The 17,459-nt window shown below is 74.5% G+C and carries 15 protein-coding genes; 10 read left to right on the top strand and 5 right to left on the bottom strand.

The genetic code is table 11. The features are described from left to right. Nucleotides 1–361: 361 nt before the first annotated feature. The 7 genes from LPC08_RS13730 (at nucleotide 362) to LPC08_RS13700 (ending at nucleotide 8,842) form a co-directional block, all read left to right on the top strand. On the top strand, nucleotides 362–1,189 hold the full coding sequence (locus LPC08_RS13730; protein ID WP_230448807.1) for an ABC transporter ATP-binding protein: 828 nt from the start codon (nucleotides 362–364) through the stop codon (nucleotides 1,187–1,189). Next, the gene (locus tag LPC08_RS13725; RefSeq protein WP_230448806.1) at nucleotides 1,179–2,027 is read left to right on the top strand and encodes an ABC transporter permease; all 849 of its coding nucleotides are present in this window, start codon (nucleotides 1,179–1,181) and stop codon (nucleotides 2,025–2,027) included. The genes LPC08_RS13730 and LPC08_RS13725 overlap by 11 nt, the downstream gene beginning before the upstream one ends. Nucleotides 2,028–2,059: 32 nt before the next feature. Further along, nucleotides 2,060–2,431, top strand: a complete 372-nt coding sequence (locus tag LPC08_RS13720; RefSeq protein ID WP_230448805.1) for a cupin domain-containing protein — start codon at nucleotides 2,060–2,062, stop codon at nucleotides 2,429–2,431. A gap of 70 nt (nucleotides 2,432–2,501) precedes the next feature. After that, nucleotides 2,502–2,990: a CinA family protein gene (locus LPC08_RS13715; protein ID WP_230448804.1), complete on the top strand. Its 489-nt coding sequence runs from the start codon at nucleotides 2,502–2,504 to the stop codon at nucleotides 2,988–2,990. Between the two features lie 128 nt (nucleotides 2,991–3,118). Next, nucleotides 3,119–3,853 carry an ImuA family protein gene (locus LPC08_RS13710; RefSeq protein ID WP_230448803.1) on the top strand — a complete coding sequence of 245 codons (735 nt, stop codon included), beginning with the start codon at nucleotides 3,119–3,121 and terminating at the stop codon, nucleotides 3,851–3,853. A gap of 374 nt (nucleotides 3,854–4,227) precedes the next feature. Further along, nucleotides 4,228–5,580 (top strand): Y-family DNA polymerase, encoded by a 1,353-nt coding sequence (locus LPC08_RS13705; RefSeq protein WP_230448802.1) that lies wholly within the window; start codon nucleotides 4,228–4,230, stop codon nucleotides 5,578–5,580. 10 nt (nucleotides 5,581–5,590) lie between these two features. Continuing rightward, entirely contained in the window at nucleotides 5,591–8,842 is a 3,252-nt protein-coding gene (locus tag LPC08_RS13700; protein ID WP_230448801.1) for an error-prone DNA polymerase, read from the top strand. A gap of 20 nt (nucleotides 8,843–8,862) precedes the next feature. Here the strand turns inward: LPC08_RS13700 and LPC08_RS13695 are convergent, their stop codons facing one another. After that, the gene (locus tag LPC08_RS13695) at nucleotides 8,863–10,038 is read right to left on the bottom strand and encodes an aminotransferase (RefSeq protein ID WP_230448800.1); all 1,176 of its coding nucleotides are present in this window, start codon (nucleotides 10,036–10,038) and stop codon (nucleotides 8,863–8,865) included. Between the two features lie 13 nt (nucleotides 10,039–10,051). After that, nucleotides 10,052–10,750 carry a DNA-3-methyladenine glycosylase family protein gene (locus LPC08_RS13690; protein WP_230448799.1) on the bottom strand — a complete coding sequence of 233 codons (699 nt, stop codon included), beginning with the start codon at nucleotides 10,748–10,750 and terminating at the stop codon, nucleotides 10,052–10,054. Between the two features lie 293 nt (nucleotides 10,751–11,043). On the opposite strand from LPC08_RS13690, the gene LPC08_RS13685 reads away from it, so the two are divergent. Beyond that, on the top strand, nucleotides 11,044–11,766 hold the full coding sequence (locus tag LPC08_RS13685) for a response regulator (RefSeq protein WP_230448798.1): 723 nt from the start codon (nucleotides 11,044–11,046) through the stop codon (nucleotides 11,764–11,766). Beyond that, nucleotides 11,763–13,100 (top strand): ATP-binding protein, encoded by a 1,338-nt coding sequence (locus tag LPC08_RS13680; protein WP_230448797.1) that lies wholly within the window; start codon nucleotides 11,763–11,765, stop codon nucleotides 13,098–13,100. The genes LPC08_RS13685 and LPC08_RS13680 overlap by 4 nt, the downstream gene beginning before the upstream one ends. Nucleotides 13,101–13,441: 341 nt before the next feature. Here the strand turns inward: LPC08_RS13680 and LPC08_RS13675 are convergent, their stop codons facing one another. The 3 genes from LPC08_RS13675 to LPC08_RS13665 all read right to left on the bottom strand — a co-directional run bounded on the left by LPC08_RS13675 (nucleotide 13,442) and on the right by LPC08_RS13665 (nucleotide 15,948). Further along, a complete protein-coding gene (locus tag LPC08_RS13675) occupies nucleotides 13,442–14,065 on the bottom strand; it encodes a hypothetical protein (protein WP_230448796.1) in 624 nt (207 codons plus the stop codon). 114 nt (nucleotides 14,066–14,179) lie between these two features. Continuing rightward, complete coding sequence (uraH, locus tag LPC08_RS13670; protein WP_230448795.1) at nucleotides 14,180–14,527, bottom strand: hydroxyisourate hydrolase; 348 nt, start codon at nucleotides 14,525–14,527, stop codon at nucleotides 14,180–14,182. Beyond that, nucleotides 14,524–15,948, bottom strand: a complete 1,425-nt coding sequence (locus LPC08_RS13665) for a SidA/IucD/PvdA family monooxygenase (protein ID WP_230448794.1) — start codon at nucleotides 15,946–15,948, stop codon at nucleotides 14,524–14,526. The genes uraH and LPC08_RS13665 overlap by 4 nt, the downstream gene beginning before the upstream one ends. Nucleotides 15,949–16,181: 233 nt before the next feature. Here LPC08_RS13665 and LPC08_RS13660 point away from each other — a divergent pair, with 233 nt between their 5' ends. Next, a complete protein-coding gene (locus LPC08_RS13660) occupies nucleotides 16,182–17,459 on the top strand; it encodes a Zn-dependent hydrolase (protein WP_230448793.1) in 1,278 nt (425 codons plus the stop codon).

Genomic DNA, 17,459 nt, shown 5'->3' with positions numbered 1-17,459 from the left:
CCGGCGGCGGCGCCCCCCGGCCCGGGGCGCCGCCGGTCCTTTCCGCCTCCCGGCGAGCCGGGACGTGCCGAAGCGTTGGGCGGAATGCCGCCCCGGGCACCGGACACGGCGCCCGGCGTCCCGACTTGGCCCACCCCTCCAGCCTATCCCCGGGGCCACCCGCCTGGGGCCCCCCTTGGGGCTACCTGGGCGGCGGCAGGCGCGGAACGCCCGGCCTGGGGGCCTCTCCCGGCCGCTGGCGTATCGCTTGCATGGCCTCCCCCCGGTGATCATCGACAAGGCTTTGGCCGGCCCGGCAAGGGGCCGCCGTGGAGTTGCGAATGCTGGGTGGCAGGTGGATGGCCTTGGAGCGTATCCGGGCATGAGCGCGGCGGAGCGTCCCTTCGTCGAGATCGGTGACGTCGCCATGCGCTATGGCGGGGTGGAGGGCACGCTGGCCCTGCACGGCTGCACGCTGCGGGTGGCCAAGGGCGAGTTCGTGGCGGTGGTCGGCCCCTCGGGCTGCGGCAAGTCCACGCTGATGCGGCTGGTGACGGGTCTCTGGCCCGCCTCCGCCGGCAGCGTGATCGTGGCCGGGCAGGAGGTGGACGGGCCGCTCTCGGTGGCCGGCATGGCCTTCCAGAACCCGACCCTGCTGCCCTGGCGCAACATCCTCGCCAACGTGATGCTGCCGCTGGAGGTGGTGGAGCCGCACCGCCGCAGGCTGCGCCGCGAGCGCCTGGCCTATGAGGACAAGGCCCGCCGGCTGCTCTCCATCGTCGGCCTGTCGGGCTTCGAGGGGAAGTACCCCTGGCAGCTCTCGGGCGGGATGCAGCAGCGCGCCTCCCTCTGCCGCGCCCTGATCCACGACCCGCAGCTCCTCATGCTGGACGAGCCCTTCGGCGCGCTCGACGTCTTCACCCGCGAGGATCTGTGGGTGGAGCTGCAGACCGTCTGCGCCACGCTGAGGCCCACCGTCATCCTGGTGACGCACGACCTGCGCGAGGCGGTGTTCCTCGCCGACCGGGTGCTGGTCATGTCCTCCCGCCCGGGCCGCATCATCGCCGAGCGCACCGTGCCCTTCGGCCGGCCGCGCTCGCTGGACGACATGTACACCCAGCCCTTCCAGGAGCTGGTCCACGAGCTGCGCGAGCACATCAGCGCCGCCCGCAGGGGCGAGATGGTCCCGGAGGCCGCCCATGCCACGTGACGGGATGCCGGGCCCGGCCCCCAGCCGGATCGAGGCGATGGCCGCCGCGGCGCGCCGCCGCCGCCGGCTGCAGCGTTGGCTGCCCTGGATGATCATCGTCGGCACCTTCGTGGTCTGGGAGGTGGTCTGCCGCGGCTTCCAGATCCCGCAGTTCATCCTGCCGCCGCCCAGCGACATCGCGATGAGCATGGTGAAGTGGTGGCGCCCCCTGCTGGAGAATTCCTGGCAGACGCTGATGACCACGCTGATCGGCTTCGGCTTCGCGATCGTCTTCGGCCTGCTGCTGGGCGTGGCCATCGGGTCGTCCACCGTGCTCTACCACGGGCTCTACCCGCTGCTGATCGCCTTCAATTCCGTGCCCAAGGTCGCGGTGGTGCCGATCCTGGTGATCTGGTTCGGCATCGGCACCGTGCCGGCCGTCATCACCGCCTTCCTGATCAGCTTCTTCCCCATCGTGGTGAACGTCGCCACCGGCATCGCGACGGTGGAGCCGGAGCTGCGCGACGTGCTGCGCGCCCTCGGTGCCCGGCCGATCGACATCATCCGCAAGGTCGGGCTGCCGCGGGCGATGCCCTACTTCTTCGCCTCGCTGAAGATCGCCATCACCGTCGCCTTCGTCGGCTCGATCATCGCGGAGACCGTCGCCTCCAACAACGGCATCGGCCACCTGATGATCCTGGCCAGCAGCCGCTTCGACGTGCCGCTGGTCTTCGCCGGGCTGATCGTGACGGGGGTGATGGGCGTGCTCATGTACGCCGTGGCCGTCGCCATCGAGCAGCGCACCACCGGCTGGGCGATGCGCGGCCAGGACGGGCCGCAGGTGGCCCCCGGCGGCTGAGGCCCCGCCCCGGCCCGCCGCCGGGGCCTGCCGTGGCGTCGGCTGATCCTGCGCACGGCCGCGGGGCGGGGAGGGAAGGGCGCCTGGACAACCTGTTCGACCATCTGCCGCCGCCCTCCGGCGACGAGGAGTTCACCGAGCTCCTGGTGCGGCCGGGGGTGCGGATCGAGCGCATCGTCTCCACCGGCCAGGTCACGCCGGAGGATTCTCCCTACGACCAGGCATGGGACGAATGGGTCCTGCTGCTGCGGGGGGCGGCGCGGCTCTGGCTCGAAGGCCAGGGCGAACGCGCCCTGCGCCCCGGCGATCACCTGCTGATCCCCGCCCGGTGCCGCCACCGCGTCACCTGGACCGATCCGGAGGCACCGACCGTCTGGCTCGCCCTGCATCTCGGCCCGCCGTGACGGCGCGCCCGGGTTGCCCGGACCCAAGCGCGGGGGCAGCCTTCGCTCTGCCCAGGGGATGGAGGACGCCATGCGGGACCTGATGCCGGCGGCCGCGCGACTCTCCGCCCTGCTGACGGCGCAGCGGGCAACCGTCGCGGTCGCGGAATCCTCGGCCGGCGGGCTGGTCTCGGCGGCGCTGCTGTCCGTGCCGGGAGCCAGCGCCTATTTCCTCGGCGGAGCCGTGGTCTATACGGGGCAGGCGCGTGCGGCCCTGCTGGGCATCACCCCCGGCGACATGGCCGGGATGCGCCCTTCCACCGAAGCCTATGCGCTGTTGCTTGCCCGTCGGGTGCGGGAGCGCTTCGGGGCGGTCTGGGGCTTGGCCGAGACGGGGGCCGCGGGACCCACCGGCAACCGCTATGGCGATCCGGCGGGGCATGCCTGCCTCGCGGTGAGCGACGGCACGGTGGAGCGGGTGATGACGGTCTCCACCGGGGAGTCCAACCGGGCGGAGAACATGCGCGGCTTCGCCTCGGCCTTGCTGGACCTGCTGGCCGGGACGCTGGGGCAGCCATAGCCGTCGGCCACGGCCAACGGGACCGGGGAAGGCAGGACGTGCTTGACCCGACGCAACTCCATGCTGGAACATATAGAGAACATACTGAATCCACTTCCGGAGTCGCATCCTTGTCCATGAGCCCCCCGATGGACAGGCCGGCCCTCCTCGCCGCGTTGCGTGCCAGCATCGCGCGCCAGGAACGCGCCGGCGCCGCCGAAGCCCTCTCCCGTGCCGCCTCGCGCGCCGTGCCGCTCGCGCCCCCCATCGACGCGGCGCTGCCGGGTGGCGGCGGCCTGCCGCGCGCGGCGCTGCACGAGCTGCTGGCCGCCGGCCCCGGCGCCGCGGCCGGCTTCGCCGCCCTGCTCCTCGCGCGCAGCGGCGGCACGGTGTTCTGGATCGCCCGCCGCCCCGACGCCTGGCCGCCCGGCCTGTCCCGCTTCGGCCTGCCGCCCTCCCGCCTGATCCTGGTGCAGGCGCGCGGCCGCAACGATGCGCTCTGGGCCATGGAGGAGGTGTTGCGCTGCCCCGCCGTGACCGGCGCCCTCCTGCTCGACGAGACCCCCGACCCCACCGCCGCCCGCCGCCTCCAGCTCGCGGCCGAGACGGGCGGCGGCATCGGCCTCCTCCTCCGCGACGACGTGCCGGAGGCGGCCGCCGGGCCGTCCCTGGCCACCACCCGCTGGCGCGTCTCCGGCCGTGCCGGCACCGGCCTGTCCCGCCACGACCTGGGCGACCCGCACTGGACGCTGGAGCTCCTCCGCACCCGCTCCGGGCGCCCGGGCCTGTGGAACGTCGCCTGGCGCCTCGGCACCGAAACCTTGACCGCCGAGGATCTGGAGCCCGACGCATGCGACGCCGCTTCTGCCGCCCGCCGCGCCTGACCCCGCCCGGCGCGCCCGCCGCCGCCCCGCCACCCCCCGACGCCGCGTCCGCCCAGCCCGGCCGTCGCCTCCTCGCCCTGCATCTGCCGCGGCTGGCGCTGGACCGGTTGGCGATGGAGGCGTCGCACCCGTGGCCCCAGGGCGGGCTCCGCCCCCCTGGACCCCCTTTCACACATGCGCTGCCGTCTCCGGCAGCGCCGCCCTCTGACGAACATGGGTCCAGGGGCTCCGCTCCGGGCGGATGGGGGGCATCGGGGGGATCGACGCACTGCGTCGATGCCGAAGGCCGGCAGCGGCTTCCCTCCGGGGGCCAGGACGCCCCGCCCCCCATCGCCCTCTGGACCCAGCGCGGCCCCCGGCAGGTGCTGACCGCGGTGGACGACGCGGCCGCGGCGGCCGGGCTGCGGGCGGGGCTGGCGGTGGCGGATGCGCGGGCGGCCTGCCCGGCGGTGCGGCTGGTGGCGGAGGATGCGGCGGCGAATGCGGCGCTGCTGCGGCGGCTGGGGCTCTGGGCAATGCGGTTCACGCCGCTGGCGGGGGTGGAGGCGCCGGAGGCGCTGCTGCTGGACATCACCGGCTGTGCTGCGGGGCAGGGCGAGCCAGGGCTGCGCGACGCGGCGGTGGGGCGGCTGGCGCGGCTGGGGGTGACGGCGGTCGGCGCCGTCGCGGGCACGGCCGGGGCGGCGCTGGCCCTGGCGCGGGCCGGGGCGGGCGTGGTGGTGCCGGCGGGGCGGGAGGCGGCGGCGACCGATCCGCTGCCGCTCTCGGTGCTGCCGGTGGAGCCTTCGGTGCGGGCGGCGCTGCGGCGGCTGGGGCTGTGGCAGGTGGGGGCGGTGCGGGCGCTGCCCCGGGCGGAGCTGGCGGCGCGCTTCGGGGCTGGGCTGGTCACGGCGCTGGACGAGGTGGCGGGGCTGCGGGGCCGGCCGATCCGCCCGCTGCGGCCGCCGCCCGACTTCACCGTGGCGCGCGAGCTGCTGGAGCCGATCGTGACGCGCGAGGCGGTGGACGCCGTCTTCGCCCGGCTGCTGGAGGCGCTGTGCCTGCGGCTGGCCGAGGCCGGGCGTGGGGCACGGCGCGTGGTGCTGCGCGCGCATGGGGTGGATGGCGGGGTGCAGGAGGTGGCGGTGGGCACGGCGCTGCCGATGCGGGCGCCCGCGCATCTGGAGCGGCTGTTCCGCGAGAGGCTGGAGCGGCTGGCGCCGGGCTTCGGCTTCGACCGGCTGGCGCTCTCGGCCGAGGCGACCGATCCGCTGGCGGCGGCGCAGGACGGCTTCGCGGGCGGCGAGGGGGCGGAGCGGGAGGCGCTGGCGCGTCTGCTGGACCGGCTGGGCGACCGGCTGCGCGTCTGGCGGCTGGACCCGCGCGCCGCCCACCTGCCGGAGGAGGCGGTGGCACACGGTGACCCGCTGGGGATGGCGAGGGAGACCCCGGCGCACTGGCATGACCGGCCGCGCCCCGTGCGCCTGCTGTCCCCGCCGGAACCGGTGGAGGCGATCGCGCCCCTGCCGGACGGGCCGCCGGCGCGGCTCACCTGGCGGGGCCGCGCGCTGCGGGTGCGCGCGGCGGAGGGGCCGGAGCGGCTGCACCCCTGCGGCGGGCCGGAGGCGGCGGCGCGGGAGTTCCGCGACTACTTCCGCGTGGAGGTGGAAGGGGGCGAGCGGCTCTGGGTCTGCCGCGTCGGCCGCGACGTGCCGATGCGCTGGTTCCTGCACGGCTTCCTGGCATGAAGGCGGGGGCGTGACCCTCTTCGCCGAGCTGGCGGCGCTGTCGAACTTCAGCTTCCTCGACGGCGCCTCGCACCCGCACGAGCTGGCGGCGACGGCCGCCGCGCTGGGCCATGCCGCGCTGGGCATCGCCGACCGCAACTCCTTCGCCGGCAGCGTGCGCGGGCTGGTGGCGGTGGAGCAGTTGAACGAGGCGGGGAAAGGACCTCTTCGCCATCTCGTCGGCTGCCGGCTGGTGCTGCCGGACGGGATGGAATACCTCGCCTGGCCCGCCGACCGCGCTGCCTACGGGCGGCTGGCGCGGCTGCTCAGCCATGGCCGGATGAACGCGCCGAAGGGCGAATGCCGGCTGACGCGCGACGACCTGATCGCGGGGGTGGAGGGCTGCGTCCTGGCGCTGGTGCCGCCGGACCAGCCGGGGGAGGCCTTCGCGGACCGGCTGCGGCGCGATGCGGCCGCCCTGCGCCGGCGGCTGGCGCTGCCGCTGTTCTGCGCCGCGACCTATCGCTTCGCGGGCGACGACGCGAAGCGGCTGGACCGGCTCGCCGCCATGGGCCAGCCGCTGCTGGTCGCGGGCGGCACGCGCTACCACGTCGCGCGGCGGCAGGCGCTGGCCGACCTGCTCACCGCCATCCGCCTGGGCCTGCGGGTGGACGAGCTCGGCTATGCCGCCGAGCCGAATGCGGAGGCGCATCTGAAGCCGCCGGCCGAGATGGCGCGTCTCTTCGCCCGCTGGCCGGAGGCGATGGCGGCGATCCCGCGCGTGCTGGAGACCTGCCGCTTCTCGCTGCGCGAGCTGCGCTACGAATACCCGGACGAGATCCTGGAGCCAGGCCTGACCGCGCAGCGGACGCTGGAGCGCCGCGTGGCCGCGGCGATGCGCGAGCACTGGCCGGAGGGCGCGCCGGAGACGGTGCGGCGCCAGGTCGCGGACGAGCTTCGGCTGATCGCGCGGAAGGACTACGCGCCCTATTTCCTGACGGCGCAGGAGATCGTGCGCTTCGCGCGGGAGCGGGGCATCCTCTGCCAGGGGCGCGGCTCGGCGGCCAATTCCGCCGTCTGCTACGTGCTGGGCATCACCGCGGTCGATCCGACGAAGCACGACCTGCTGTTCGAGCGCTTCCTCTCCATCGACCGCGACGAGCCGCCCGACATCGACGTGGATTTCGAGCACGAGCGGCGCGAGGAGGTGATCCAGCACATCTACGAACGCTACGGCCGGGACCGCGCCGCCATCGCCGCGACGCTCAGCCGCTACCGCCCGCGCGGCGCGATCCGCGAGGCGGGCAGGGCGATGGGGCTGAGCGAGGACGTCACCGCGCGGCTGGCCAAGGGAAGCTGGGGGCCGGGCGGCGCCTCGCTGGCCGAGGTGGCGCGCGAGGCGGGGCTGGACCCCGACGGCGACCCGCGCCTGGCCCGGACCATCGCGCTGGCCGAGGAGCTGACCGGCGGCGAGGACCCGTTCCGCATGGGCGGCCAGCCGGTGGGCTTCCCGCGCCACCTCTCCACCCATGTCGGCGGCTTCGTCATCACGCGTGGGCCGCTGGTGGAGCTGGCGGTGGTGACGGCGGCGGCGATGGAGGGGCGCACCACCATCGAGTGGGACAAGGACGACATCGAGGCGCTGGGCATCCTGAAGGTGGACGTTCTGGGGCTGGGGATGCTGAGCTGCCTGCACCGCGCGCTGGACCTGATCGCGGCGCATGGCGGAAGGCGCCACACGCTGCAATCCATCCCCGCCGATTGCCGCGAGACCTACGCCATGCTCTCGCGCGCCGACACGGTGGGCGTGTTCCAGGTAGAGAGCCGGGCGCAGATGAACATGCTGCCGCGGCTGCGCCCGAAGGAGTTCTACGATCTGGTGGTGGAGGTGGCGATCGTCCGCCCCGGCCCGATCCAGGGCGACATGGTGCATCCCTACCTGCGCCGCCGGAACGGCGAGGAGGCGCCCGACATCCCCAATCCCGAGCTGGCCGAGGTGCTGAGGAAGACCTACGGCGTGCCGCTGTTCCAGGAGCAGGCGATGCGCATCGCCGTCGTCGCGGCCGGCTTCTCCCCCGCGCGCGCCGACCAGCTCCGCCGCGCCATGGGCACCTTCAAGGGGCACGGCAAGGTGCCGGTCTTCCACGAGGAGTTCGTCAGCGGCATGCTGGCGAAAGGCTACGATCGCGACTTCGCCGAGCGCGTCTTCCAGCAGATCGAGGGCTTCGGCAGCTACGGCTTCCCGGAGAGCCACGCCGCCTCCTTCGCGCAGCTCGTCTACACCTCCGCCTGGATCAAGCGCCACCACCCGGCGGTCTTCGCCTGCGCCCTGCTGAACAGCCAGCCCATGGGCTTCTACGCCCCCGCGCAGCTCGTCCGCGACGCGCGCGAGCACGGCGTCGCCATCCGCCCCGCCGATGTCGCGGCCAGCGCCTGGGACTGCACGCTGGAGCCCGATCCGGGCAGCGCCGGCGGGCTGGCGCTGCGCCTGGGGCTGCGCCTGGTGGCGGGGCTCTCCGCCGAGGCGGGGGCGCGGATCGTCGCGGCGCGCCCCTTCGCCTCGCTGGCCGATTGCGTGCGCCGCGCCGGCCTGCCGCGCGATGCCGCCGCCGCCCTGGCCCAGGCGGATGCCTTCCGCGGCCTCGGCCTGGACGGGCGGGCCGCGCTCTGGGCGGCGCAGGCGGTGGAGCCGGCGCGGGGGCCGGAGGAGCTTCCCCTCTTCGCCGCCGCTGCCGCCACGCCCGCCCTGCCGCGCATGACGGCGGGCGAGCGCACCGTGCTGGACTACGGCGCCACCGGCCTGACCTTGCGCGACCACCCGCTGGCGCTGCTGCGTCCGGCCCTGGCCGCGATGCGCCTGGCCGATACGCGCCGCCTGCGCGATGCCCGGCGCGGCGCGCGGCTGCGCCTGCCCGGGCTGGTGCTGGTGCGGCAGCGGCCGGGCTCCTCCAAGGGGGTGGTGTTCTTCACCGTCGAGGACGAGCACGGCACCGCCAACCTCGTCCTCTACCCGGCCGTGGTCGCCGCGCACCGCGCCGCCGTGGTGGCCGCCCGGCTGCTGGTGGCGGAGGGGCGGGTGGAGCGGGAGGACGATCCCCGGCGCACCGAAACCCCCATCGTGCACCTGGTGGTGCGCCGGCTGGAGGACCGTTCCGACCTGCTGGACGGGCTGCACCGGCTGGAAAGCCCGGCCGCCTGGGCGGACCGTCTGCTGTCCCGCGCCGACGAGGTGATGCGCCCCGGTCCGCCGGCGCGCCTGCCGCCCTCGCGTGACTTCCGCTGAACGGCGCTGGCCCGGCGTGGCTAGCCCAGCCGGGACAGACGCTCCGGCACCTGCGCCAGCAGCCCCTCTTCCGCATTGGCGAAGGCCAGCCGCAGGTGGCGTTCCTGGCCCGGCCCGAAGAAGGGCCCCGGCAGGGTCATCAGCCCGTGGCGGGAGGCCAGGATCTCCGCCGCCGCCACCGCGTCCGGCGCGCCGGGGGGCAGGCGCAGATAGGCGAAGTAGGCGCCCAGCGCATCGATCTTCCAGCGGTTCAGCGGCGCCACGGCGCGGGTGAAGGCTGCCGCCCGCCCGGCCATCACCGCGCGGTTCGCCCGGCGCCATTCCGCCAGCGCCGGCACGGCCCAGGCCAGGGCGCGCTGCGCCGCCCGGGGCGGGCAGATCTGCAGCGTGTCCAGCGCCTTCATCATTTCCGCCCGGAAGGCCGGGCCGGCGACGATGGCGCCCACCCGGTGCCCCGGCACGCAGTAGGATTTGGAGAAGGAGTAGAGCTGCACCACCCCGCCGCGCCAGGACGGGTCGCCGAACACGTCGTGCGGCGGCTGCTCCGACCGGCCCGGCAGGAAGTCGCGATAGGTCTCGTCCAGCACCAGCCAGACGCCGCGCCGACGGCAGATCTCCGCCAGCCGCGCGATCAGCTCGGGCGACGCCACGGCGCCGGTGGGGTTGTTCGGCGTGATCAGCACCAGGGCGCGCACCTGCGGGTTGGCGTCCAGCAGGCTGGCGGTCCGCTCGGGATAGGGCAGGAAGCCGTCCGCCGCGCGGCAGGGCAACGGCACCACGCCGATGCCGGCCACCTCCAATGTCATCCGGTGGTTGAAGTACCACGGCGTCGGCAGCATCACCGACTCGCCCGTGCCGGCCAGCACGGAGACGGCGACGGCGAAGGCCAGGTTGCAGCCGGCGGTGATCGCCACGTCCTCCGCCCGGATGGCGGCCCCGTAGGCCGCGGAGAGGTCGGCGGCCAGCGCCTCCCGCAGCGCCGCTTCGCCCTCGATGGCGCCGTAGCCCGCGCTGGCCCCATCCCCGGCCTCCGCCGCCAGCCGCGCCAGCAGATCCGGGTGCGGGGGATAGCCCGGCACCGCCTGGGTCAGGTCCAGCGCCGGCCCGGAGGACCCGTCATAGGCGGCCGCCCAGGCGCGGGCGGCGGGGATGGCGGGTGCGGCGGTCGCGCGCAGCCGCGGCGAGAGGGACAGCATGAATCTTCTCCTCTCACGCGTCCGCGGCAGGGTCCATAGCGATATCGCCGGCCGGGCGTCCCGTCGCGTGCCGCCACCAGTGCCACAGCAACCGCGCCGCCAGGGAGCGGCAGGGCTGCCATTCCAGCGCGAGCGCGGCCAGGGCGCGCGGCGGCGGCCGTGTTGGCAGGCCGCGCAGGTGAGCGAGGCCGGCGGCGAGGGCCAGGTCGCCCTCCGGGAAGACATCCGCGCGCTGCTCGGCGAAGAGCAGGTGCACCTGGGCCGTCCAGCGTCCCAGCCCGCGCACGGCGCAGAGATGCGCCACCGCCTCCGCATCCTCCATGCCCGGCAGCTCGTCCAGCCGCAGCCGCCCGTCCAGCACGGCCATGGCCAGGGAACGGGCATGCGCCGCCTTGGGCCGCGACAGCCCGGCCTGCCCGCACAGCGCCGCATCGTCCAGCGCCAGCAGCCCCGCCGGATCCAGCGCGCCGGGCAGGGCGGCGAGCCGCCCCCAGATGGCGGCGGCGGCGCGGTCGCTGATCATCTGCCCGCAGATCGCCCGCAGCAGGCCGGGGAAGCCGCGCGGCCGGACACGCCAGGCCAGCGGGCCGGCCGTGGCCTCGATGCGCGCCAGATCGGGATGCGCCGCGGCCAGGGTGTCCAGCCCCGCCCGGGCCCAAGCGGGAAGGGGGCCGGGAAAAGGAAGGGCGGGCGGGTTGGCGGCGGCATCCATGCCGGGCTTCTGGCCCCTGGGCGCGCGGCCGTCCAACGGAAGGGAAGCGGAATGCAGGGGGGAGGCGGCAGGGAACCCGGGGGGGGGGAGAATGGGTTCGCCTGCCGCCTTCGACGCCGATACCTCGAGGAGGGGGAGGGGCACCGCCGTGACGCACAGATGCGCCTTTAATGGCCCCGACCCAAGCCAGGACACGTGCGGAAGTGCAACGGCAGGCAACGGTGGCGGCGGGAGAGACCGGCCGTTACAAACAGGGCAAGCCAGCCAGCCCGCGGATGCCTATGTAACAGCCCATGGAGCCCGCCCCCCACATCCTGGTCGTGGATGACGACCGCGAGATCCGCGACCTGCTCTCCCGCTTCCTGGAGAAGCAGGGCTTCCGTGTCACCGCCGCCCGGGAGGCGCGCGAGGCCCGACGCGCCTGGCCGCTGGGCCGCTACCACCTGGTCATCCTCGACCTGATGCTGCCGGGGGAATCCGGGCTGGACTTCGCCCGCTGGCTGCGCGGCCAGTCGGACGTGCCGATCGTGATGCTCACCGCCATGGGCGAGGAGACGGACCGCATCGTCGGGCTGGAGCTGGGCGCGGACGACTACGTCGCCAAGCCCTTCAACCCGCGCGAGCTGCTGGCCCGCATCCGTGCCGTGCTGCGGCGGGCGAGCGGCGAGGGCGCGACGCCCAAGGACCCGCCGCCCAAGGCGGTGCGCTTCGCCGGCTGGACGCTGGAACCCGCCCGCCGCCGCCTGCTCAACCCCGAGGGGGCGGAGGTGCCGCTCACGGGCGGCGAGTACGAGCTGCTGACGGTGCTGGTGGAGCGCCCCAACCGCGTGCTGACGCGCGACATGCTGATGGACCTGCTGCGCGGGCGGCAGGCCGGGCCCTTCGACCGCGCGATCGACGTCGCCGTCTCCCGCCTGCGGCGCAAGCTGGAGGATGACGGGCGCAACCCGTCGCTGATCAAGACGGTGCGCGGCGGCGGCTATGTCCTGGCGGCGAGCGTCGAGCGGGCGGCGTGATCCGGCGCGCGCTGCCGCGCAGCCTTGCCTCCCGCACGGCCCTCTTCCTGCTCCTCGCGCTGATGCTGGTGCAGGCGGCGGGGCTGACGATCCACGCCCTGGACCGGGTGGAGCTGCAGCAGATTTCCCAGGCGCGCGAGATCTCCTCGCGCGCCTTCGGCCTGTGGCGCACCCTGCTGATCACCCCGCGCGAGCGGCGTGCCGGCGTGCTGGACGAGATGGACCTGCCGGAGGGGCTGGAGGCCGCCCTGGCCGACCAGCCGGACGCGCGCGACGTGATCGGCCCGCCGCCGGAACCGCTGCTGCGCCTGCTGCGCCCCGAGGCCCTGCGCGCCGCCCCGCCGCGCTACCGCCCGCGCGAGATGCTGGCCGGGATCGGCCGCGGCGGCTCGCTGGTCGTCTCGCTGCAGTTGCCGGACGGGACGGACTGGCTGAACCTGCGCCTGTCCCTGCCGCCCACCCGGCCCTGGCATTCCGAGACCTTCCTCATCGCCTTCCTGCTGATGACGGTCGCGGCGTCCGTGCTGATCCTCTGGGCCACGCGCCGCCTGACGCGGCCGGTGCGCGACCTCGCCCGGGCGGCGGACGCGCTGGGCCGCGACGTCAACGCGCCCCCCATGCCGGAGGACGGGCCGGCCGAGGTCGCCACCGCCGCGCGCGCCTTCAACACCATGGCCGAGCGCATCCGCCGCTTCGTCGGCGACCGCACGCAGATGCTGGCGGCGATCGGCCACGACCTGCGCACGCCCATCACCCGGCTGCGGCTGCGCGCCGAGTTCCTGGACGATGACGAGCAGCGGAAGCGTATGCTGGCCGACCTGGACGAGATGGAGGCGATGGTGAACGCCACCCTCGCCTTCGCGCGCGACGACGCGGCCAGCGAGCCCTCCGTCCCGCTCGACCTCGCGGCGCTCTGCCGCACCGTGCTGGACGAGGCGGTGGACGCCCATCCGGAGGAGGCCGACGCCATCGCCTATGCGGGCCCCGAGCGGCTGACCCTGCGCGGCCGCCCCATCGCCCTGAAGCGCGCCGTCGCCAACCTGGTGCAGAACGCCCTGAAGTACGGCGGTGCCGCCCGGGTGCTGCTGCAATCCCCCCAGGGCGGCGTGGTCCGCCTGATGGTCGAGGATGACGGCCCCGGCGTGCCGGAGGAATCCCAGGAGGCGGTCTTCCAGCCCTTCCGCCGCCTGGAAACCAGCCGCAACCGGGAAACCGGCGGCACCGGCCTCGGCCTGCCCATCGCCCGCAACATCCTCCGCGCCCATGGCGGCGATGTGACCCTGGCCAACCGGCCGGATGGCGGGCTGCGCGCGCTGGTGACGCTGCCGGCGTGATGCCGCGCGCCGTGGCCGGCGGCGGACCGGGGGGAGGCGCTGCCTCGCCCCCGGGCCCCCCTCCGCCGGGGCCACAAGCGGGCTCCGGACCCCGCCGGGAGGCTGGCGCCGCGTGGTCGGTGTCAGCCTGCGGGCTACACCCGGGGAGAGCGCGGGCAGGCGGGGAACCGAGGAAGAATCAAAGGCCGCGCGTGCTGAGGCCCTCGTCGCCGGGGAGCGATGCTTCCCGGCGTGCCGACGCGTCTGTGAAAGGGGGGCCAGGGGCACTGCTCCTGGCGGATGGGGGGTCCGGGGGGCAAGGCGGAGCCTTCCCCCCGGTGCGACCGGGTGAGCGGCCCGCGTCACACCGGCAGGTTCTGCACCCCGATGCCGCCGCCCCCGGCCCAGGACACCTGGGCATGGGGGGTGGGCGGCGGGCTCTCCGTCGGCACGGCGGTCTGGATGTGCAGCTCCCCGGCCGGGGTCTTCATCAGTTTGATGGTGAGCCCCCCGGCCATGCCGGTCTTCGGGCGCCAGAAGGCCAGGACATCCCCCGGGTCGGGCAGGAAGTCCGTGCCCTCGTCGTTCTTCGTGCCGTCCTTGGCGCGGTAGCCCAGCATCGGGAAGCCGCCCGCGGTGATGTTGAGATGCGCGACCACGGCGAGGCAGTCCGGGCGGGACAGCAGGCGCAACGCCTCCTGGCCGCCGCGCGTGTTTAGCGCGAAGGCCACGGCCCGCGCCTGGCAGTTGCGGAAGCTGCTGGAGGCGGAGACCTTCTTCTTCCCCGGCTGCGGCAGCAGCCGGGCGCGCAGGGAGCGCAGACGCGCGTGCTTCGGGCCGCCGATGGTGGTCTCGATCAGCTCGTGGAAGATCTTGGAATGGCCGCCGGGCGCGTTGGGGCCCTGGCCGAGGGCACGGTCCTCGCTCGCCTCCAGGATGGCGATGATGTCGCGCTCCTCGTAGCGCCGCTCCAGCGTCGTCGTCATGCCCGGCCTCCCGTCGGCCGGACCATGCCGGGCCGCCGGTGGCCCGGCACCCCGCATTCGGGGGGTGACAGGCGGACCGCCCCGCCCGGGGCGATGCCCCCCGGGGCGCCCGCCTCAGGAGCCGCGATAGGTCGAGTAGGACCAGGGCGTGCAGAGCAGCGGCACGTGGTAGTGCCCGGCATCGGCCTTCAGCCCGACGCTGAGGGCCACCACGTCGAAGTAGCCGGCATCCTTGCCGCGCGCGGCGAAATAGGCCCCCACCCCGAAGCGCAGCTCGTAGCGGCCGGCGACGAAGGTCTCGGGCGTCAGCAGCGGCGCGTCGGTGCGGCCGTCCGCGTTGGTCCAGAGCGAGGCGATCCGCTCCGGCCCCGGCTCCATGCGCCACAGCTCGATCAGCATGCCCTCCGCCGGCACGCCATCCGCCGTGTCGAGGACATGGGTGGAGAGGGAGGGGCCCTTCATTCCGCGGCCTCCAGGATCTCCTGCGGGATGTCGCGCGTCAGCTCCGGCTCGGCATAGGAGAGCAGGCTGTCGAGATGCGCCGCGCCGTCATCCAGCCACAGCTCCCGGCACAGCCCGTCCACCGCCCGCGCCGTGCCGTACTTCATGCCGCTGATCGAGGCGCCGGACAGGCCCATCGAGGGCGCCGCGCCATAGCCCATGAAGTGGATGTGGCGCAGGAAGGGCGCCGTCCCCGGCTCCTTCTCGCGGAAGGCGAAGCTGCTCGTCAGGTAGGGACAGGCGGAGAGGTTGGGGAACTCCAGCCCCGGCGGCGGGGTATAGACGTCGCGCCAGAGCAGGATCCGGTCGGCGAAGCCCGTCAGCTCCGGCCGCAGCGTCAGGTCGAAGGCGGTACCGGTGCCGACGATGACGTGATCCGCCGCGTGCTCGCCGCGCGGCGTGGTCAGCACCACCCGGTCGCCCTCCATCCGCGCCCCGGTGACGCCGCTGCCCATGAACAGCGCGAAGCGCGGGTCCGAGGCGACGCGGTCCCAGCTCTCCTGCGGCGGCGGCTGGTTCAGGTCGAAGATGTGCCGCATGAAGCGCCACTTCGTCGCATCCGGCAGGGCGTGGAACTGGCCCAGGAAGCCCGCCTGCTCCATCCAGCGGAAGGGGTTCACCCGCGGCATCCGCTTGCGCCGGACCAGCATGGTCGCCTTCGCCGCGCCCCCCTCCAGCGCGGTGGCGAGGTTGTCGAAGGCCGAGGCGCCGGCGCCGACCACCAGGATATCCTTGCCCTTCAGCGCCGCGAAATCCACCGGGCCGGAGGTGTGCGAGACCCGCTCCGCCGGCAGGTCGGTGAAGGGCGCGGGGATCGACCAGCCGCCCGTGCCGTCCATGCCCGTGGCGAGCAGCAGCTTGCGCGCGCGCACCGCCTCCGTGCCGGACGGGGTGCGGAAGGTCAGCACCAGCAGGTCCTGGGCGGCGTCGTGCTCCACCGAGAGCAGCTCGTGCCCGTGCCGCACCGGCAGGTCCAGCACCTCCTCGTACCAGTCGAGGTAGCGCTGCCAGTCCTCGCGCCCGATCTTGTGCAGCGCCTCCCAGGCCGCCGCGCCGTCGCGGGCGGTGAAGAAGGCGCGGGGCGTCAGCGCCGGCACCCCCAGGTCGGGGCCGTTGACGTGCTTGGGCGTCCGCAGGGTCCGCATCCGGGCGAAGGTGGTCCAGACCCCCTTGCCGCCCTTGGGCGCGCGGTCGAAGACGGCGACGTTCGTCACCTTCTCCCGCCGCAGGCCGAAGGCGACGGACAGCCCCGTCTGCCCGCCGCCGACGATCGCCACGTCCAGCACGCCGGGTTGCTGCGGCACCCAGGGGTTCTTCGGGTAGTCGAGCAGATCCAGCTGCTCCCGAACCTCTGCTTCCAGCGTGGGCAGATCCTTGGCCATCGCAGCCGTCCCCAGTGCGTTTCGCATCGCACCATGGCGGCTTGCCCAGCGAGAGGGCAAGCCGGTTCCGGCGGGAAAAGATTCCTGACCGGACCGGTGCGGAAGCGGGGGCTTCCTCCGGCCGGAGTTGCTTGCCTTCGCGGCGACCTTGCTGCACCCGTCCACCCCAGCGGCGTGGCGCTGCCCAACCCACGGGGGCGGGGCGCGTTGGCCGAGCAAGGAGTTCTGCCCGCATGACCGATCCCGTGCCCAGCCGCCTTGCCGCCGCCATCAGCGAAACCCGCCAGTGGGACCGGTTGATGCAGATGGCCCGGATCGGCGGCTTCAGCGGTCCGGAGGGCGAGGGGGTGAACCGCGCCGCGCTCTCTCCCCTGGATGCGGAGGCCAGGCGGCTGCTGATCCGCTGGGGCCGGGAGCTGGGCATGAGCGTCTCGGTGGATCCGATCGGCAACCTGTTCCTGCGCTGCGAGGGCACGGAGCCCGGGGCGGCGCCGGTGATGGCCGGCAGCCACATGGACAGCCAGCCCAATGGCGGGCGCTTCGACGGCATCTGGGGCGTGGTTGCCGCGCTGGAGGCGGTGCAGGCGATCCGCGACAGCGGCACCGCCATCCGCCGCCCCATCGAGGTGGTGGCCTGGACCAACGAGGAGGGCAGCCGCTTCGCCCCGGGCTGCATGGGCTCCATGGCCTGGTCCGGCCATGCCCCGGCCGACAGCTGGGACCTGTCGCGCGACGTGGAGGGCGTGACCTTCCGCGAGGCGCTGGAGACGCTGCTGGCCAGCGAGTCCGACCTGCCGCACCGCCCTCTGGGCCCCTCGGAGGGGCACCGCCCGCACGCCTATGTCGAGGCGCATATCGAGCAGGGGCCGCGGCTGGAGGCGGAGGGGCTGGACATCGGCATCGTCACCGGCATCCAGGGCAGCCGCTGGTTCACCGTGGAGCTGGTGGGCGAGACGGCGCATGCCGGCACCGCGCCGCTGAAGCTGCGCAAGGACGCGGTGCAGGACATGGTCCGGGCCATCACCGCGCTGGACGCGCTGATGACCGATCCGGAGGACATCCTGCGCTTCACCGTCGGGCGGATCGAGGTCTTCCCCAACAGCACCAACACCGTCGCCGACCGGGTGCGCTTCAGCATCGACTTCCGCCATCCGGACAAGGACGTGCTGCTGCTGAACGGCGACGCGATCGAGAGCACGATCCGCACCGCGGTGAAGGCCTGCCAGGTGACGGTGGCGGAGACCTTCCACTCCCTCCCCACCGAGTTCGACGGCAGCGTCCAGGATGCGCTGGAGGATGCCGCCCTCGCCCAGGGGCTGCGGACGATCCGCCTGCCCAGCGGCGCGCTGCACGACGCGAAGTTCCTGGTCCCGGTCTGCCCGACGGGGATGCTCTTCGTTCCCTCCCGCAAGGGCATCAGCCACAACCCGGCGGAATACACCTCGCCGCAGCAGCTGGCTGCCGGGACCCGGGTGCTGGCGGAGGCGCTGGCCCGGCTGGCGAACGGGTAG

The organism is Roseomonas sp. OT10 (genome assembly GCF_020991085.1).
Taxonomy (GTDB): domain Bacteria; phylum Pseudomonadota; class Alphaproteobacteria; order Acetobacterales; family Acetobacteraceae; genus Roseomonas; species Roseomonas cutis.
This window is presented reverse-complemented; position numbering and strand designations above follow the sequence as displayed.